Annotated in this window: 15 protein-coding genes; 9 read left to right on the forward strand and 6 right to left on the reverse strand. The window is 67.3% G+C overall.

Annotation, left to right across the window (positions count from 1 at the left end):
* The first annotated feature begins 128 nt into the window (after positions 1-128).
* On the forward strand, positions 129-1487 hold the full coding sequence (locus A5698_RS24930) for a WS/DGAT/MGAT family O-acyltransferase (protein ID WP_068302472.1): 1359 nt from the start codon (positions 129-131) through the stop codon (positions 1485-1487).
* A 52-nt stretch (positions 1488-1539) separates the two neighbouring features.
* The gene (locus tag A5698_RS24935) at positions 1540-2379 is read left to right on the forward strand and encodes an SDR family oxidoreductase (protein WP_068302474.1); all 840 of its coding nucleotides are present in this window, start codon (positions 1540-1542) and stop codon (positions 2377-2379) included.
* An 11-nt stretch (positions 2380-2390) separates the two neighbouring features.
* Here the strand turns inward: A5698_RS24935 and A5698_RS24940 are convergent, their stop codons facing one another.
* Together A5698_RS24940 and A5698_RS24945 are read right to left on the reverse strand one after the other, a co-directional pair.
* Positions 2391-3641, reverse strand: coding sequence for an MFS transporter (locus A5698_RS24940; protein ID WP_068302477.1), 1251 nt, complete (start codon positions 3639-3641; stop codon positions 2391-2393).
* Positions 3638-4120, reverse strand: a complete 483-nt coding sequence (locus tag A5698_RS24945; RefSeq protein ID WP_068302479.1) for a MarR family winged helix-turn-helix transcriptional regulator — start codon at positions 4118-4120, stop codon at positions 3638-3640. The genes A5698_RS24940 and A5698_RS24945 overlap by 4 nt, the downstream gene beginning before the upstream one ends.
* A 52-nt stretch (positions 4121-4172) precedes the next feature.
* Between A5698_RS24945 and A5698_RS24950 the strand changes: the two genes are divergently transcribed.
* Both A5698_RS24950 and A5698_RS24955 read left to right on the forward strand, forming a co-directional pair.
* Positions 4173-5240 (forward strand): threonine aldolase family protein, encoded by a 1068-nt coding sequence (locus tag A5698_RS24950; RefSeq protein ID WP_068302481.1) that lies wholly within the window; start codon positions 4173-4175, stop codon positions 5238-5240.
* Between the two features lie 66 nt (positions 5241-5306).
* On the forward strand, positions 5307-6164 hold the full coding sequence (locus tag A5698_RS24955) for an acyl-CoA thioesterase (RefSeq protein WP_068302484.1): 858 nt from the start codon (positions 5307-5309) through the stop codon (positions 6162-6164).
* A 4-nt stretch (positions 6165-6168) separates the two neighbouring features.
* On the opposite strand, the gene A5698_RS24960 is transcribed toward A5698_RS24955, so the two are convergent.
* On the reverse strand, positions 6169-6876 hold the full coding sequence (locus A5698_RS24960; protein WP_068302486.1) for a cutinase family protein: 708 nt from the start codon (positions 6874-6876) through the stop codon (positions 6169-6171).
* Between the two features lie 232 nt (positions 6877-7108).
* Here A5698_RS24960 and A5698_RS24965 point away from each other — a divergent pair, with 232 nt between their 5' ends.
* The 3 genes from A5698_RS24965 to A5698_RS24975 are packed head-to-tail and all read left to right on the forward strand — an operon-like array spanning position 7109 to position 11096.
* Positions 7109-7540 (forward strand): MmpS family transport accessory protein, encoded by a 432-nt coding sequence (locus A5698_RS24965; protein ID WP_068302504.1) that lies wholly within the window; start codon positions 7109-7111, stop codon positions 7538-7540.
* Between the two features lie 55 nt (positions 7541-7595).
* Positions 7596-10469, forward strand: coding sequence for an MMPL/RND family transporter (locus A5698_RS24970; protein WP_068302489.1), 2874 nt, complete (start codon positions 7596-7598; stop codon positions 10467-10469).
* 18 nt (positions 10470-10487) lie between these two features.
* Complete coding sequence (locus A5698_RS24975; RefSeq protein WP_068302492.1) at positions 10488-11096, forward strand: TetR/AcrR family transcriptional regulator; 609 nt, start codon at positions 10488-10490, stop codon at positions 11094-11096.
* Positions 11097-11099: 3 nt separating this feature from the next.
* Here the strand turns inward: A5698_RS24975 and A5698_RS24980 are convergent, their stop codons facing one another.
* Genes A5698_RS24980 through A5698_RS24990 form a run of 3 tightly spaced genes read right to left on the reverse strand, consistent with a single transcriptional unit; the run spans position 11100 to position 13516 of the window.
* Positions 11100-11993 carry a ferredoxin family protein gene (locus tag A5698_RS24980; protein WP_068302494.1) on the reverse strand — a complete coding sequence of 298 codons (894 nt, stop codon included), beginning with the start codon at positions 11991-11993 and terminating at the stop codon, positions 11100-11102.
* Positions 11990-13228, reverse strand: coding sequence for a cupin domain-containing protein (locus A5698_RS24985; protein ID WP_068302506.1), 1239 nt, complete (start codon positions 13226-13228; stop codon positions 11990-11992). The genes A5698_RS24980 and A5698_RS24985 overlap by 4 nt, the downstream gene beginning before the upstream one ends.
* A gap of 39 nt (positions 13229-13267) precedes the next feature.
* On the reverse strand, positions 13268-13516 hold the full coding sequence (locus A5698_RS24990) for a BatC protein (protein WP_067083922.1): 249 nt from the start codon (positions 13514-13516) through the stop codon (positions 13268-13270).
* 82 nt (positions 13517-13598) lie between these two features.
* On the opposite strand from A5698_RS24990, the gene A5698_RS24995 reads away from it, so the two are divergent.
* Together A5698_RS24995 and A5698_RS25000 are read left to right on the forward strand one after the other, a co-directional pair.
* Positions 13599-14318, forward strand: coding sequence for an NUDIX hydrolase (locus A5698_RS24995; protein WP_068302497.1), 720 nt, complete (start codon positions 13599-13601; stop codon positions 14316-14318).
* Positions 14319-14439: 121 nt separating this feature from the next.
* A partial coding sequence (locus A5698_RS25000) for an acyl-CoA dehydrogenase family protein (protein ID WP_068302499.1) occupies positions 14440-15282 on the forward strand: 843 nt, incomplete at its 3' end.

Genomic DNA, 15282 nt, shown 5'->3' on the forward strand with positions numbered 1-15282 from the left:
CGCCGCGAGTGGGAAGCTGGAGTCATCGCCGTGACGGCGGGCGGGCACCGCACACGTTTGTGGAACGGCGCCGAGGGGGATGTTCAGACAAGTCCTGAGCATTCTCGAGCACCGGAGCCGGAGGCTGCATGCAACCGATATCACCCACCGACCTGATCTTTCTGCTCGGCGAATCCCGCGAGCACCCAATGCATGTCGGCGGTCTGACGCTCTACAAGCCTCCGGAGGGCGCCGGACCCGACTTCCTGCGCGGGATGTACGACACCCTCGTTGCGCAGACGGATGTGCAGCCGACGTTCCGGAAGCACCCGGCGTTCTTCGGCGGGGTCACCAACCTGGTGTGGTCGTCGGACAAAGAGGTCGACCTCGAATATCACCTGCGTCGCTCGGCCCTACCCGCGCCGGGCCGCGTGCGCGAACTTCTGGAGCTGGTGTCGAGGCTGCACGGCACGCTGCTCGACCGGCACCGCCCGTTGTGGGAGGCGCACCTGATCGAAGGCCTCGACGATGGACGATTCGCGGTCTACACGAAGTTCCACCATTCGCTGATCGACGGGGTGTCGGCGATGAAGCTGGTGCAGCGGACGCTTTCCACCGATCCCGGCGAGACCACGATTCAGGCGCCGTGGAGCTTGGCGCCGCGCCGCAGGTCGGGCCCGAAAGACCGCCCGTCGTTGCTGCGCACGGTGACCGAGGCCGCGAGTTCCGTCGCCGGTGTCGCGCCGACCACGCTGTCGCTGGCCCGTGCCGCGCTGCTCGAACAGGAACTCACCCTCCCCTTCCGCGCCCCGAAGACGATGCTCAACGTGCGCATCGGCGGGGCCCGGCGGGTCGCCGCGCAGTCGTGGGCGCTGGAGCGCATCCAGAAGGTGAAAAGCGCTGCGGACGTGACCGTCAACGACGTCGTACTGGCGATGTGCGCGGGGGCGTTACGGGAGTACCTGGCGGAGGAGAACGCTCTGCCGGATACGCCGCTGGTCGCGATGGTCCCGGTGAACCTGCGCACCGAGAAGGACGCGGACAACGGAGGGAACCTGGTCGGCGCCATCCTGTGCAACCTCGCTACTGATCTCGAGGACCCGATGCAGCGGTTGGGGGCGATCGCGAAATCGATGCGTGACAACAAGAAGGTGTACGCGGAATTGCCGCGCGTGCAGCAGCTGGCGGTCTCGGCGTTGCTGGTCGGCGGGCTGGCGCTCGGACTGCTGCCGGGCTTCGTCGCCACCGCGCCGCCGCCGTTCAACATCGTGATCTCGAATGTGCCGGGCGCGCGGCAGCCGATGTACTGGAACGGCGCCCGACTCGACGGCAACTACCCGTTCTCGATCCCGCTCGACGGGCAGGCGCTCAACATCACGTTGGCCAACAACGCCGACAACCTCGACTTCGGATTGGTCGGCGACCGCCGCAGCGTCCCGTCACTGCAGCGCCTGCTCGGCCACCTCGAGACGTCGCTCAAGGACCTGGAACGGGCGGTCGGCGTCTAGAAGACGAGTACCCGTCGGCCATCCCGTCGGGCTTTCGGTATACCGTCCCCGTATGAGTCGAGTGTCGATCATCACGGGCGGTGCGGGCGGCATGGGTCAGGCGACGGCCCGCATCGTCGGACGTGACCACGCCCTTGTCCTATGCGACGTCCGGAAGGACCGGCTCGACACCGCGGCCGCCGCGCTGGCCGACGAGGGCATCACTCCCACCGTCGTGCACGGTGATGTCACCGAGCGCGCGGCGGTCGACCGGCTCTTCGAAACCGCCGCCGGCCTCGGAACGGTCGCGTCGGTCATCCACACCGCAGGTGTGAGTCCGAGCATGGGTGATGCCGAATACGTCATGCGTACCAACGCGATCGGCACGCTCAACGTCAACGAGGCGTTCTTCGAAACGGCGGCCGAGGGCGCGGCGATCGTGAACGTCGCGTCGATGGCCGCGCACATGCTGCCCGACGAGCTGATTCCGAAAAGTCGGTTCCCGCAGGCGTTCACGGACCAGGCCGTGTTCATGACGAACATGCTGGCCGCGTGCGACATCGCGGGGCCGGAGGCGCGGTCGGGCATCGCGTATGCGGTCAGCAAGAGCTTCGTCCGGTGGTACAGCTCGTCGCAGGCCGAACGGTTCAACACCAAGGGCCTGCGCATCGTCTCGGTCTCGCCGGGATCCGTCGACACCGAGATGGGCAGGCTGGAGGAGCAGGCAGGCGCCGGCGCGATGGTCGCCGACGCCGCCGTACCGCGGTGGGGCACACCGCAGGAGATGGCCGAGCTGTTCGCGTTCTGCGCGAGTCCGAAAGCGGGCTATCTCACCGGAACCGACATCCTCAACGACGGGGGAGTGGTCGCCTCGATCACCGAGCGCGCGCGTAAGGCCGCCGAAATCGCCTGACTGCCGGCCGGTTAGACGTGCGCCGGTAACGGGCCTGCGAGCTTGGCCGGCCGGCACCACAGCGCGGCCGTCGCGCAGAACACCATCGCCACCGCAAAGGCTGCCTGCACATTGAACACGTCGGCCGTGCCGCCGAGCAGCGCCGCGGCGATGGGGCGTGACCCGAGGAAGCCGACCAGCCAGAGCGCCATGATCCGGCCGCGCAGCGGTTCGGGGGCCCGTTCCTGCACGACGGTGCTGAGCCCGGTCATCGCCCAGCCGAAGCCGAGCCCGGCGAGAACGAACCCGGCGATGGCCACCGCGGGGGCGGGCGCGGCGGCGAGCACCGCGCACCCGAGACCCAGCCCTGCCAGTCCGATCGCCGACACGTTCTGCGACGCGATGCGCCCGCGCAGCAAGGCGAGCGCCGCCATGCCGACGGCCGCGCCGACGCCGAAGACGGCGGAAAGGGTTCCGACGAGGCTGGCACCGCCGCCGAGTTCGTGGGCCAGGGACGGGGTCAGGGTGATCGAGGAATCGGACGCCAGCCCGACGGTCGTCACCGCCAGCAGCGCCAGGAACAGGGGCCGATCCCGCCACACGTACCTGATCGCCACGCGCACGCGGTAATCCGTGTCGGCATGCCGTGTCGGTGGCGTGGGGAACCGCACGGCGAGCAGGAAGAACGCGAAGATCAAATGCAGGCCCGCGCTGACCGCGAACGCGGCACCGGCACCCGTGTGCGCGGCGATGTACGCGCCCGCCGCCGGCCCGACGATGCGCCCGATCGTCATCGGAAAGCTGTTGAGCGCCATGGCCGTCGACAGCTCACCGTCGCGGATGAGGTTCGGCACGATCGACTGCATCGCGGGCCCGCCGACCACGAAACCGAATCCGACGAGCAGCGTGCCGAGGAGCACGGGGACGGCCGACGAGATGTCGTGCTGCGCGGGTTCGGCGAGCAGCCACACCGCGGTGAAACCGGAGCCGGCCACACACAGCACGCGACCGAGCAGGATCTGGCGGGCCGGGTTGCCGGTGTCGGCCCACTTGCCGCTCGTCGGGCTGAGGATCAGCTGCGGCGCGAACTGCACGACGCCGACCAACCCGACCATCAGCGCCGAGTGCGTCGCGTCGAACATCACGATCGCCGCGACGATGCCGTGCGTCCACACCGCCACGACCGAGAAGATCTTGCCCCAGAACAACGCGCCGAAGACCGGGTCGAAGATCAACCCGAGCGCGCCGCGGGCCTGGGGTGGGGCGGTGGCTTCGGCGGTCATCGGGCGGCCGCCCGTTCGAATCGTTCGGTCAGCCGGTCGAGGAGGTCGACGAGCGTGTCGACCTTGGTGTCGGGCCAGTCGGCGATCATCTCGGCGACCAGTTCGCGGCGTCGGTCGGTCACCGTCTGCGACGCCTGCCGCCCGGCCTTGGTGAGCACCAGCATGCAGCGTCGCTGATCGTCGGCGGCGAAGGTCTTGGTCACCAGGCCCGCGGTGACGACGGCGGCCACCGACCGGCTCGCGGTGGAGTGGTCGACGGCCAGGAAGTCGGCGACATCGCGGATGGAGGCGCCGCCGGAATGCTGCTGGCACTGCTCGATGGCGCGCAGGACGCGTAGCGTTGAAGCGCTGGTCACCGGGCCCGCGCCGTCGAGAAGGCGGTCACGCCAACCCGGCCGCTGCCGCGCGACCGCGATGCGGGTCAGCAGTTCGTCGAGTTGGTCGTATCGTGACGGCGGCACTAAGTATGCATAGCACATACATATTTCTGTGCGGAAATCGTTTCACCGTCGCCGGTGCAAGGATGAGCGCGTGAGTGTCGGGACCCTGCATGACCGTGAATGGAGAGGCTTCGCCAGCGACAACTACGCCGGTGTGCACCCGGAGGTGCTCGCCGCGCTCGCCGTCGCCAACGGAGGCCACCAGCCCGCGTACGGACAGGACGTCTACACCGCACGCCTGCAGCGGGTGATCGGCGAACACTTCGGCGAGGCCGCCGAGGTGTATCCCGTCTTCAACGGCACGGGCGCGAATGTGGTTGGCCTGACCAGCGTTCTGCCGCGCTGGGGCGCCGTCGTGACGGCGTCGACCGCCCACATCCATACCGACGAGGCCGGCGCACCCGAACGCATGACCGGGCTCAAGCTGCTCACCGTGCCCACGCCCGACGGCAAGCTGACACCCGAACTCGTCGCGCGCGAAGCATGGGGCTGGGGCGACGAGCACCGCGCCCAGCCGCTGGCGGTGAGCATCACCCAGACGACCGAGATGGGCACCGTGTACACGCCGAACGAGGTCCGCGCCGTCGCCGACTTCGCCCACGTCCGCGGGATGGCGGTGCACATGGACGGTTCGCGGCTGTGGAACGCGGCCGCGGCGCTCGGCGTGCCGTTCCGCGAGTTCACCACGGACGCGGGTGTCGACATCCTCAGCCTGGGCGGCACCAAGAACGGGCTGCTCGGCGCCGAGGCGGTGGTCGTGCTCGACGCGGGCCGGGCGAGCGGCCTGACATATCTGCGGAAGCTGACGATGCAACTGGCCAGCAAGATGCGCTTCACCTCGGCGCAACTGCTGACGCTGTTCGACGACGACCTCGGGCTTCGCAGCGCCGCGCACGCGAATGCGATGACCGCACGACTGCGCTCCGCTTTGGAGGCGCACATCGCCGAGGGGCAGCTAACCGGGCTCGCCTTCACACAGGACAGCCCGGCGAACGCGATCTTCGCGACCCTGCCGGTCGACGCGGCCGACCGCATTCGGCAACGGGTGCGGTTCTACGACTGGGACCGGTCGCGCGGCGAGGTGCGGTGGATGACCGCGTGGGACACCACCGAGGCCGACGTCGACGAGTTCGTGGCGGCGATCCTCGCCGAACTGTGATTTGTGTGCAGTTTGTTGCGCTGAGCGCAACGAAGCGCACACAAATCGCACTGGCATGATGCCGAGGTGACTTACCGCGCCCCGACCCTCGCCGACATCATCACCACGCTGGACGTGGACCGTTGGGGCGATCGGCACTTCGTCGCGACGCAACTCGACAACCCCGCGCACCACATCGTCGGCGGCCACATCGCCGGCCAGGCATTGATGGCGGCGAGCAGGACGGCCCCGGGCCGCCTGCCGCACAGCGCGCACGTCTACTACGTCCGCGCGGGCGACGCCCGCTATCCGGTCGACCTTCACGTCGACGTGGCCCGCGACGGCGGAACGCTGTCGACCCGCCAGGTCACGGCCCGCCAGGACGACCAGATCCTGCTCGAGGCGCTGGTGTCGCTCAGCGCTCCGGTCGAGTCGCTCGACTACCAGCAGTCGATTCCCGATGTAGGCGAACCGGATTCGCTGCCGCCGGTGCAGGAACAACTGGCCGCATTCGCCGGTGAGCACGACGGCTTCTGGGTCCGCCCACAGCCGTTCGACCTGCGTTACGTCGACGCGCCTCCGCGGTTGGCGCTCGAGGCCGGCGAACCGTCACCGCGGCTGCGCATGTGGTGGCGGCCGAGCGAACCCGTCGGTGACGACGCGGTTCTGCACAGTTGCCTGCTGGCCTATCTGTCCGGCACCACCATGGTCGAAACCGCTCTCGCCATGCGTGGCGCCACCCCGATCGGCACCTTCAACGCGCTGATCGACCACGCGCTGTGGTTCCACCGCCCGGTCGACCTGTCGGATTGGGTGCTGTCCGACCAGTTTTCACCGAGCGGCATCGCGGGGCGCGGGCTCACCACATCGACGATGTACAACCGGGCCGGACAGCTGGTGTGCCTCGCGACCCAGGAACTCTATTTCGGCAGGGCCACCGCCTGAGCGCTCATTGGGAGCCGCCGGGCGCCCCGCCGCGCGGCAACCTGTCGGCCACGTACTGCGCCGCCTCGTCGGTCATCCCGTTGACCAGGTAGCCGCCGTGCGCGGCGTTGTCGCTGCCCGACGGTGAGCAAACCGGATCTGCCGGGATGCAGAGGTCCAAAGTCTTTCCGGCGTAACGGGACCCGACGGTGATCGGCGGGGCGCCGGTGTAGATCATCTGCAAGAAGCCGCTGGACGGTTTGCCGAACAGCGCCACCGCGGCCACGTTGTCGGCGACCGACGCCGGCATCGGACCGGTCATCCCCGGCGGGGGTGTGTAACCCTCGGGGATCTCGTCCTCGGTGATGTAGGCGGCGACGGCCGCGCCCTGCGAGTATCCGCCAAGCACGATCCTCGTGTCCGGGCAGTTGGCCGCGGTGGAGGTGACCTTGTTGCTTGCGTCGATGACACCGTCGGCGGCGGTGGCAAAGTCAAGCGAAGCAGGGTAATTCACCGCGTAGACGTCGATCGACCGGTCCGGTTCCTTGGCGCGCAATGCGTCCACGAATCCCTGGCCGGTGGCGCCGACACCCGGCGCCTCGAACGTGCCGCGGGCAAACACCACCTGGACATCGGGACACGGTGCGGCGGATGCGGGTGCCGCGACGACGGGAGAACCCGCCAATGCCAACGCAATTGGAGCAACTGCAGGGAACAGGTGAAACAACTTCATTTCCGACCGCCTATCAACTAGTTCTTCCCGCGGTCGGCGCCGTTGACTCCAGCGGACCGCGCCCGTGCACCCCCAACCACTAATACCGAAACGTCGAAAATAGGCATCGCGCCGAGGCGGGCCGGGATCGGCCAGAGATCGGTCGTCGGCGGTGCGGTACAGTTCTCGCCAGCACGCAGACGGAACTCGAGTTCCGCTCACCGTGCCGGAACGGTCGGGTGAGGAGGGTCAGGTGTTCCGGATCTTCAAGAAGTTCTGGATACCACTGCTGTTGTTGGTGGTGGTTGCGGTGGGGGCCTATGCCATTCTGCGGATCCGCGAGTCCGCCGGTGCGCACATCCCGAACCCCGCGGAAACATCGGCGATAACCTCGAACTTCAATCCGAAACACATCACCTACGAGGTCACCGGGTCGGGAGGGACCGCCAACCTCAACTATCTCGATGAGAACGGGCAGCCACATCTCATCGAAAACACACCGCTACCATGGTCGTTCACGATCGTGACGACGTTGCCGTCGATGTCAGCGAACATCATCGCCCAAGGCGAACGCGACGTCAGCGGTCTCGGCTGCCGGGTGACCGTCGACGGTGAAGTCCGCGACGAGCGGGCGAGCACGGACACGGTGAAACCGTTCATCTACTGCTTGGTGAAATCCGTATGAGCGCCACAAGTCAGCGAGGCGCTTCCAGGCACGAAGCGCGCCGAGGAGCGATCCGATGACCAACGCGCACACGAAGCCCCGTCGGCCGATCCTGGCGCGCATGATCCGGATCTTCTCGGTGCCGATCATCGTGATCTGGGCGCTCGTGGCCGTTGCGCTGGGGATGTTCGTTCCCTCCCTGGATGACGTCGCCGCGACCCGCTCGGTGCCCATCAGTCCCACGAATGCGCCGTCGTATCAATCGATGCTGAACATCGGCAAGGTGTTTCAGCAGTACGACTCGGACTCCTCCGCGATGGTCGTGCTGGAAGGCGATGAGCCCCTGGGCGATTCAGCGCACAAGTTCTATGACGAGATCGTCGCCAAGCTCGAGGCCGATCGCGAGCACGTCCAGAACGTTCAAGATTTCTGGAGTGATCCGCTGACCGCGGCCGGCTCGCAGAGTGTGGACGGTAAGTCCGCGTACGTGCAGATCTTCCTCAACGGGTCTCAGGGCACCACCGCCAGCCACGAGTCGGTGGCCGCCGTCCGAGATCTCGTTGCTTCGGTGCCCGCGCCGCCGGGCATCAAGGCGCATGTCGCCGGTAACACTGTCCTCAACGCCGACACCAGCGTCGCGGGCCATCAGAGCATGGCGACCATGGAGTTGGTTTCGGTAGCGGTCATCATCGTGATGCTGCTCCTGATCTACCGATCTGTCGTCACGATGGTCATCTCGATGGTGGTCATCGGCCTGGAACTCTTCTCCGCTCAGGGCGTTACCGCTTTGGCGGGCTATCTGAACATCATCGGCCTCACGCCGTACGCGGTGAGCATGGTCACGATGCTCTCGTTGGCCGCCGGCACCGACTACGTGATCTTCCTTTGGGGCCGATATCACGAGGAAAGATCCAGGGGCCGAAGCCGCGAGGACGCGTACTACATTGCCTATCACGGTGTGTCACACGTGATCCTGGGGTCCGGCCTGACCATCGCGGGCGCCTGCATGTGCCTCACCATGACCACGCTGCCGTACTTCCAGACCATGGCCCTGCCCTGCGCGATCGCGGTGCTGGTGATCATCGTGGCGGCGCTGACGCTCGCGCCGGCGGTCCTGACCGTCGCATCGAAGTTCGGCCTACTCGATCCCAAGCGTGAGCTCTCGCAAAGGGGATGGCGCAAGGTCGGCACCGCCGTTGTCCGCTGGCCGGTCCCGATCATCTTCATGACCAGCCTGATCGCGGTCATAGGCTTCGTGAGCCTGCTGACCTATGTGCCGCAGTACAACGACCAGAAGTTCACCCCCGAGGACATGCCCGCCAACATCGCCATGGGCGTTGCCGACCGACACTTCTCGCAGGCCAGGATGAACCCGGAGCTGTTGATGCTCGAGGCCGACCACGACCTGCGAAACTCCGCGGACATGCTGGTCATCGACCGCGTCGCCAAGTATGTGGTCCACATGCGTGGCATCGACCGAGTGCAGACGATCACCCGGCCGTTGGGCTCGCCCATCGAGCACAGTTCCATTCCGTTCCTGCTCGGTGCGCAGAATGCCGGCACGCTGCAGTCAGCGAAGTTCAACAACGACAACTCGGCTCAGATGCTCGAGCAGGCAGACGAATTGAGCCGGACCGTCGCGAACATGGAACGCATGTACACGGTCACGAAGGAGATGACCGAAACCACGCACAGCATGGTCGCAAAGACCCATGAGATGGTGGAGACCACCAACGAACTGCGCGACAGCCTCGCCGACTTCGATGACTTCTTCCGGCCGCTGCGGAATTACTTCTATTGGGAGCCGCACTGCTTCGACATCCCGATCTGCTGGTCGCTGCGCTCGATCTTCGATTCGCTCGACGGGATCGACACCCTCGCAGATCAGATCAGCAGCCTGACAGTCGATCTCGATCGCCTCGATGAACTTCTGCCGCAAATGTTGCCCCTGTTGGAGAACACCATCGGGTCCATGAAGACGATGCGTGACTTCATGCTTTCCACCCACAGCACCATGGCGGGAATGCAGGCCCAGCAACAGGAGTTGGCGCGAGGCGCGACGGAGATCGGTCTGTTCTTCGATCAGGCCAAGAACGACGACTTCTTCTACCTACCGCCGGATGTGTTCCAGAATCCGGACTTCGAGCGTGGCCTCAAGATGTTCCTGTCGCCGGACGGCAAGGCGGTCCGGTTCATCATCACCCATCAGGGCGATCCCGCGTCAGTCGAGGGCATCTCACACGTTCGGGACCTCAGGGGCGTTGTCGCCGACGCCGTGAAGGGCACTCCGCTCGCCAACGCAAAGGTGTCGCTGGCCGGTACCGCATCGCTGTACTCCGATATGCAGGACGGCGTCGTCAGCGACCTGATGATCGCGGTTCTGGCATCGATGATCCTGATCTTCGCGATCATGCTGCTGATCACCCGCAGCGTCGTGGCCGCGCTGGTGATCGTCGGCACTGTGGCGGCCTCGCTGGGCACCGCTTGCGGCCTGTCGGTGCTGCTGTGGCAGGACATTCTGGGCCTGGGTGTGCAGTGGATCGTGATTCCGCTGTCGATGGTGATCCTGTTGGCGGTCGGCTCGGATTACAACCTGCTTCTGGTCTCGCGTCTCAAGGAGGAGATCCACGCCGGCCTGAATACCGGCATCATCCGCGGCATGGGCGCGACCGGCCGGGTGGTCACCGCGGCTGGACTGGTGTTCGCTTTCACGATGATGTCGATGATCGTCAGCGATCTGCGGGTGGTCGGCCAGCTCGGTACGACCATCGGCATCGGACTGGTCGTTGACACGCTGATCGTGCGCTCCTTCATGACGCCATCGATCGCGGCGGCACTCGGCCGGTGGTTCTGGTGGCCACTGAACACGTTCCAGATCGTTGAAAGGAGCCGGCGCAGAAGGTCGGATCCGGCGGACACCGCGCCGATCCCGCAACCGTCGACGCCGTGACGTCTAGGTTGGTCGGTGATGTCCGCGTCGGAGCCGAAGCTACGCCAGCGCACTGAGGGGCGCTTGGATCGGTCGAGGGACCCCGCGATCCTCGACGCGGCGCTGGCCGCGCTGCGGGAGCATGGCTACGAGGCCACCAACATGAACGACATCGCCGCGCGGGCCGGGGTGGGCAAGGCGGCGATCTACCGCCGATGGTCGTCGAAGGCCGCGTTGATCACCGATGCGCTGGTCTATTGGCGGCCCGATCTGCTCACCGACGAGCCCCCGGACACCGGCAGCCTCCAGGGTGACATGGAAGCGCTGGTGCAGCGCGCGGAGCGCAACGAGGACGCGATGGTCACCTACGACCTGATCCTGCGGGTAGCGATCGAAGCCGTCCACGACCGCGAATTGGCCTTGGCGCTCGACGATTTGATGCTGCTGCGGGGCCGCCGAAAGATGGCGACGATCCTGCGGCGGGCCGTCGACCGCGGTGAGATCGCGGATCGCGACTGGACGATGGTGGCCGACGTGGCCACCGCGATGAGCCTGATGCGGGTGGTGAACGGGCAACGTGTCGACACGGCGTTCGTCCGCGAGGTCATCAACACACTGGTGCTGCCTGCGGTGCGTGGAGGAGGCTGACGCTCACCCGCCGGCCAGGGTCAAGGACCCCAGCGTGAACACGCGAACCTGACCGGGGACCTGCGCATGGCATTGCGAGAGAAGGGGTTCGGACAATTCCTCGTGCAGGACCACCTCGATGGGTCCGTCGTCACCGTCGAGCAGGACCGTGATCAGGTGTTCACCGCGCTCGACCCGCAGCGGGTGCAGCGCGTCGATGCGGTCGTCGCCGGTGCGCTCACGCACGAAGTACTGTGCGGCCTGAACGGCATGGGGAAGCGACGTGCGTCCGCGCAGGAACCGGTTGTCCAGCCGACCGTCGAGGTAGCGGCGCACCAGCCCCGCCGCATCGGCGGAGTCGACTCTGCCGTAGCACAGGCCCTCGGGCAGTATCAGCATGGTGGCCGCGAAGCGGTCGCCGCCGAGATGCGAGCATTCCCAGGTGAATTGGGGGTACTCCGCCGCGATCGCCCGACACGCGCTGCGCCCCCGCACCGCACAACACTGGTCGTGTTTGCCGTGGGAGCAGATCGCGATCACCGGATCGGTCGACGGGCTTCCGTCGCTGCCGTCGAGCGCGAGCTCGAGAAAGTCACGGGGGTCTTCGACCTCCCCGTGGTGAAGCGCCTCGGCGCCGACGTCGCAGTGCGCGATGAACCAGCGCCACCGCGGAGTCTCGGGCCGGCGACCGTGTCTGCGTATCGCCGCGATGCGCATGCCCGCCTTCTCGACCCGGCGCACGACCGCGCGGCCGAGCTCGGGGTCGATACAGCTGGGGGACTGCAGAAACACCGAGGGGCCCCACGCGCCGCTGAGTTCGAGCAGCAGCCACCGCGAGCCCGCCGATGCGGTGCCGAACATCGGGTCGTCACGGGCCAGCGATTGATCGCTGCACGGGATTCGCTTGGCCGCCGTCATCCGGCGTCTGCCGGAAGGTTCCGGTGCTCGGGAGCGCTCGCGGGAACGAGAACGCCCTCCCGCAGCAGCCGCCGGATCAGGACGGTGGCATCGGCGGTGTCGAGACCGGGCATGCTCGCCGCATCGACGACGCCGCCCAGATGCAAGGCGCGGATGGCGTCGCCGCAGTTCTGCGGGAAGGTGATGGTCCGGTCCGGCAGGCGCAGCACGACGCGCTCCCCGGATTGGTCGACGGTCGCACTCAGCCCGTGCCGCCACTGGACGGTGACCTCCCCGGCCCGGTCGGCAGCGGCCAAGGATGCCAGCGGGCGCACCGCCACCGGACGGGTTCGGTCGGCGTGACGGCTGGACAGGTTCGCGGCGGCGCCCGCACTGAGGGTCGCCGCGTCGTCGCGCAGCGACCCGACCATCTCCGCCATCACCTTCGTCACCGTCGCCATCGTCTCATCCGCGTCGGCGGCGCCCATGGGCAGCGACGCGCGGAAGGCCGCATCGTTCGTCAGTTGGTCGACGACGGCGCGCGCCACGTCGACCGCCGTCACCGGCGAGACCCCGATCGTGAGGTGAATCGACGTCGTCTGCAGCGCCTGCGCCGAATGCACCCATCCGCGCGGCAGATACAACACATCACCCTCGCCCAGCACCGTGTCGATGACCGGGGCGTCGTCGGCCACCCGCTTCTCGATCTCGGCGCGGTGCTTCGTCCACGGCTGAGACGGCAGCGGATGTTCGTACACCGGCTCGTGCACGATCCAGCGCTTCCGACCGGACACCTGAAGGACGAACACGTCGTGCACGTCGTAGTGCGGATCGAAGCCGCGGTTGCTCGGCGGGGTGATATAGGCGTTGGCCTGCACCGGATGTCCCAGATCGTCGACCGCCCGGCGGACGAAGTCGATGACCGGCGGCCACAACCGATGCAGGCCCTGCAGCACTATCGTTGCGCCCGAGGCGAATTGGGTCAGCAGCTTGGCGGAGTCGATCTGATCCGGGATCTCCGCGCCGAAGCCGGCGGGCCCGAGGTAGCAGTCCTTGGGCAGGACGCCGCCTTCCTTGGCCAGCCGGATGAACGGTGCGCGCACCCCGCGCTCGGCGATCAGTTCGTCGACCGTGTCGGGCGAGAGCAGATCGTTGAAGTCGCGGGGTAACGCATCCGCCCGAGTGAGCAGCGGTCTGCGGCCCCAGTACTCGTCGGCGAACCGTCGGGCGCCGACCGCCACGCAGCGCCGAAGCATCGGTGCCGTCAGCATGGGGATGTCGTCATCGGGCGGGTGTCAGGCCGTCCCGTCGGCGCCCCCGTCGTGACCCTCGGGGTTGCTGCCGCCGTCAGCGGGGCCTTCGCCGCCGGCCGTGCCGTCGGCGCCGCCGTCGTGTCCTTGGGGGTTGCTGCCGCCGTCAGCGGGGCCTTCGCCGCCGGCCGTGCCGTCGGCGCCGCCGTCGTGTCCTTGGGGGTTGGAGCCGCCGTCCGCGGGTCCCTCTCCGCCTGCGCCCGAGGTGGTGATGTCGTCATCGTCGAGTGCCATGTCGATCCTCTCTTTGGGCTGTGGTCCACAGGGAGTTGCCCCGGACGGTGGCGACGAAACACCGCGAAACTATGGTCGAGCGGTGACGATCTCCTACGACGAGTCGCTGCGCGAGCGGATCGCAGCGAACCTGTCGCGACACCAACGTCGCGCCGTCACCGACCCGACCAAGCGGCACGCGGCCGTCGCCGTGGTGCTCGTGGACTCCGAGGTCGGCGAGGACCGGGTGGACCCGGTCGATGTCGAGGGTTGGAACGACGGGCGGGGCATGCCCGACGCCGGCCTCGACGGGCGCATGGTCGACGTCTCCGGTGGCGCTGCCTTTTTACTGTGCCGCAGGGCGTCGCGGCTGACGTCGCACGCCGCACAGTGGGCGCTGCCCGGCGGCCGGCTCGACCCGGGTGAGACCGTGGTCGACGCCGCCCTGCGCGAACTCGACGAGGAGGTCGGCGTCCAGCTGCCCGACTCGACGGTGCTGGGCCTGCTCGACGACTATCCGACCCGATCGGGGTACGTCATCACGCCCGTCGTCATCTGGGGCGGCGGGCGGCTGCAGCCGCGCCCGGCGCCCGACGAGGTCGTCGCGGTGTATCGGGTCGGCCTGCATCAACTGCAGCGGCCCGACTCACCGCGGTTCATCGAGATCCCGGAGAGCCCGCGCCCCGTCGTGCAGGTCCCGCTGGGCAACGACCTGATCCACGCGCCGACGGGTGCGGTGCTGCTGCAGCTGCGCTGGCTCGGCCTGGAGGGCAGACACGATCCGGTCGACGAACTCGAGCAACCCGTATTCGCCTGGAAGTAGTGTCAGTTCTCTGCGCGAGAAGACGTAAAGCTGCCCACAATCGACTCCGAAAGGACACTTTTGCGTCTGCTCGCGGTGGGTAAACCGTGCGCAATGTGGAGCAACGAGAACGGGGTAGACCGTGAAACTGGCGTTGAGTGACGAGGACGCCGCATTCCGCGAGGAGTTGCGGCGCTTCTACACCTCCGAAATTCCGGAAGACATCCGCGAGCGTGGCAAGACCGGCCATACCAAGTTCCCCGAGGACATGGTCACCAGCCAGCGCATCCTCAACGCCAACGGGCTGGCCGTGCCGAACTGGCCGGTCGAGTGGGGCGGCAAGGAGTGGTCGCCGCTGCAGCGCCAGATCTGGCTCGACGAGATGCAGTTGGCCGGCGTCCCCGAACCGCTGGCGTTCAACACCAAGATGGTCGGCCCGGTGATCGCGCAGTTCGGTTCGCAGGCGATGAAGGAACGCTTCCTGCCGCCGACGGCCAACATCGACATCTGGTGGTGTCAGGGCTTCTCCGAGCCGGAGGCCGGTTCGGACCTCGCGTCGCTGCGGACCACCGCCGTGCGCGACGGCGACACCTACGTCGTCAACGGGCAGAAGACGTGGACGACGCTCGGCCAGTACGCCGACTGGATCTTCCTGCTGGCGCGCACCGACCCAACGGCGCCGAAGCGGCAGGCCGGCATCTCCTTCCTGCTGGCCGAGATGTCGACGCCGGGGATCACGCTGCGACCGATCGAGCTGATCGACGGCAGCTACGAGGTCAACGAGGTGTTCTTCGAAGACGTCCGGATTCCGGCCGATCAGCTTGTCGGCGAAGAGAACCAGGGCTGGACGTACGCCAAGTTCCTGCTCGGCAACGAGCGCACCGGCATCGCCCGCATCGGGTTGACGAAGCTGTGGATGGCGCAGGTCAAGGAACACGCCGCCAAGCTGGAGATCAACGGCACGCCGCTGCTGGAGGATCCGCTG

The sequence above is a fragment of the Mycobacterium sp. E136 genome (assembly GCF_001666865.1).
Taxonomy (GTDB): Bacteria; Actinomycetota; Actinomycetes; order Mycobacteriales; family Mycobacteriaceae; genus Mycobacterium.

What these genes read in the sequence shown, in the direction of transcription:
- A5698_RS24960 (WP_068302486.1), bottom strand. Translation starts at nt 6,876, where the DNA reads ATGAAGTTGTTTCACCTGTTCCCTGCAGTTGCTCCAATTGCGTTGGCA.
- A5698_RS24935 (WP_068302474.1), top strand. Translation starts at nt 1,540, where the DNA reads ATGAGTCGAGTGTCGATCATCACGGGCGGTGCGGGCGGCATGGGTCAG.
- A5698_RS24940 (WP_068302477.1), bottom strand. Translation starts at nt 3,641, where the DNA reads ATGACCGCCGAAGCCACCGCCCCACCCCAGGCCCGCGGCGCGCTCGGG.
- A5698_RS24945 (WP_068302479.1), bottom strand. Translation starts at nt 4,120, where the DNA reads ATGTGCTATGCATACTTAGTGCCGCCGTCACGATACGACCAACTCGAC.
- A5698_RS24985 (WP_068302506.1), bottom strand. Translation starts at nt 13,228, where the DNA reads ATGCTTCGGCGCTGCGTGGCGGTCGGCGCCCGACGGTTCGCCGACGAG.
- A5698_RS24980 (WP_068302494.1), bottom strand. Translation starts at nt 11,993, where the DNA reads ATGACGGCGGCCAAGCGAATCCCGTGCAGCGATCAATCGCTGGCCCGT.
- A5698_RS24930 (WP_068302472.1), top strand. Translation starts at nt 129, where the DNA reads ATGCAACCGATATCACCCACCGACCTGATCTTTCTGCTCGGCGAATCC.
- A5698_RS24990 (WP_067083922.1), bottom strand. Translation starts at nt 13,516, where the DNA reads ATGGCACTCGACGATGACGACATCACCACCTCGGGCGCAGGCGGAGAG.
- A5698_RS24970 (WP_068302489.1), top strand. Translation starts at nt 7,596, where the DNA reads ATGACCAACGCGCACACGAAGCCCCGTCGGCCGATCCTGGCGCGCATG.
- A5698_RS24975 (WP_068302492.1), top strand. Translation starts at nt 10,488, where the DNA reads ATGTCCGCGTCGGAGCCGAAGCTACGCCAGCGCACTGAGGGGCGCTTG.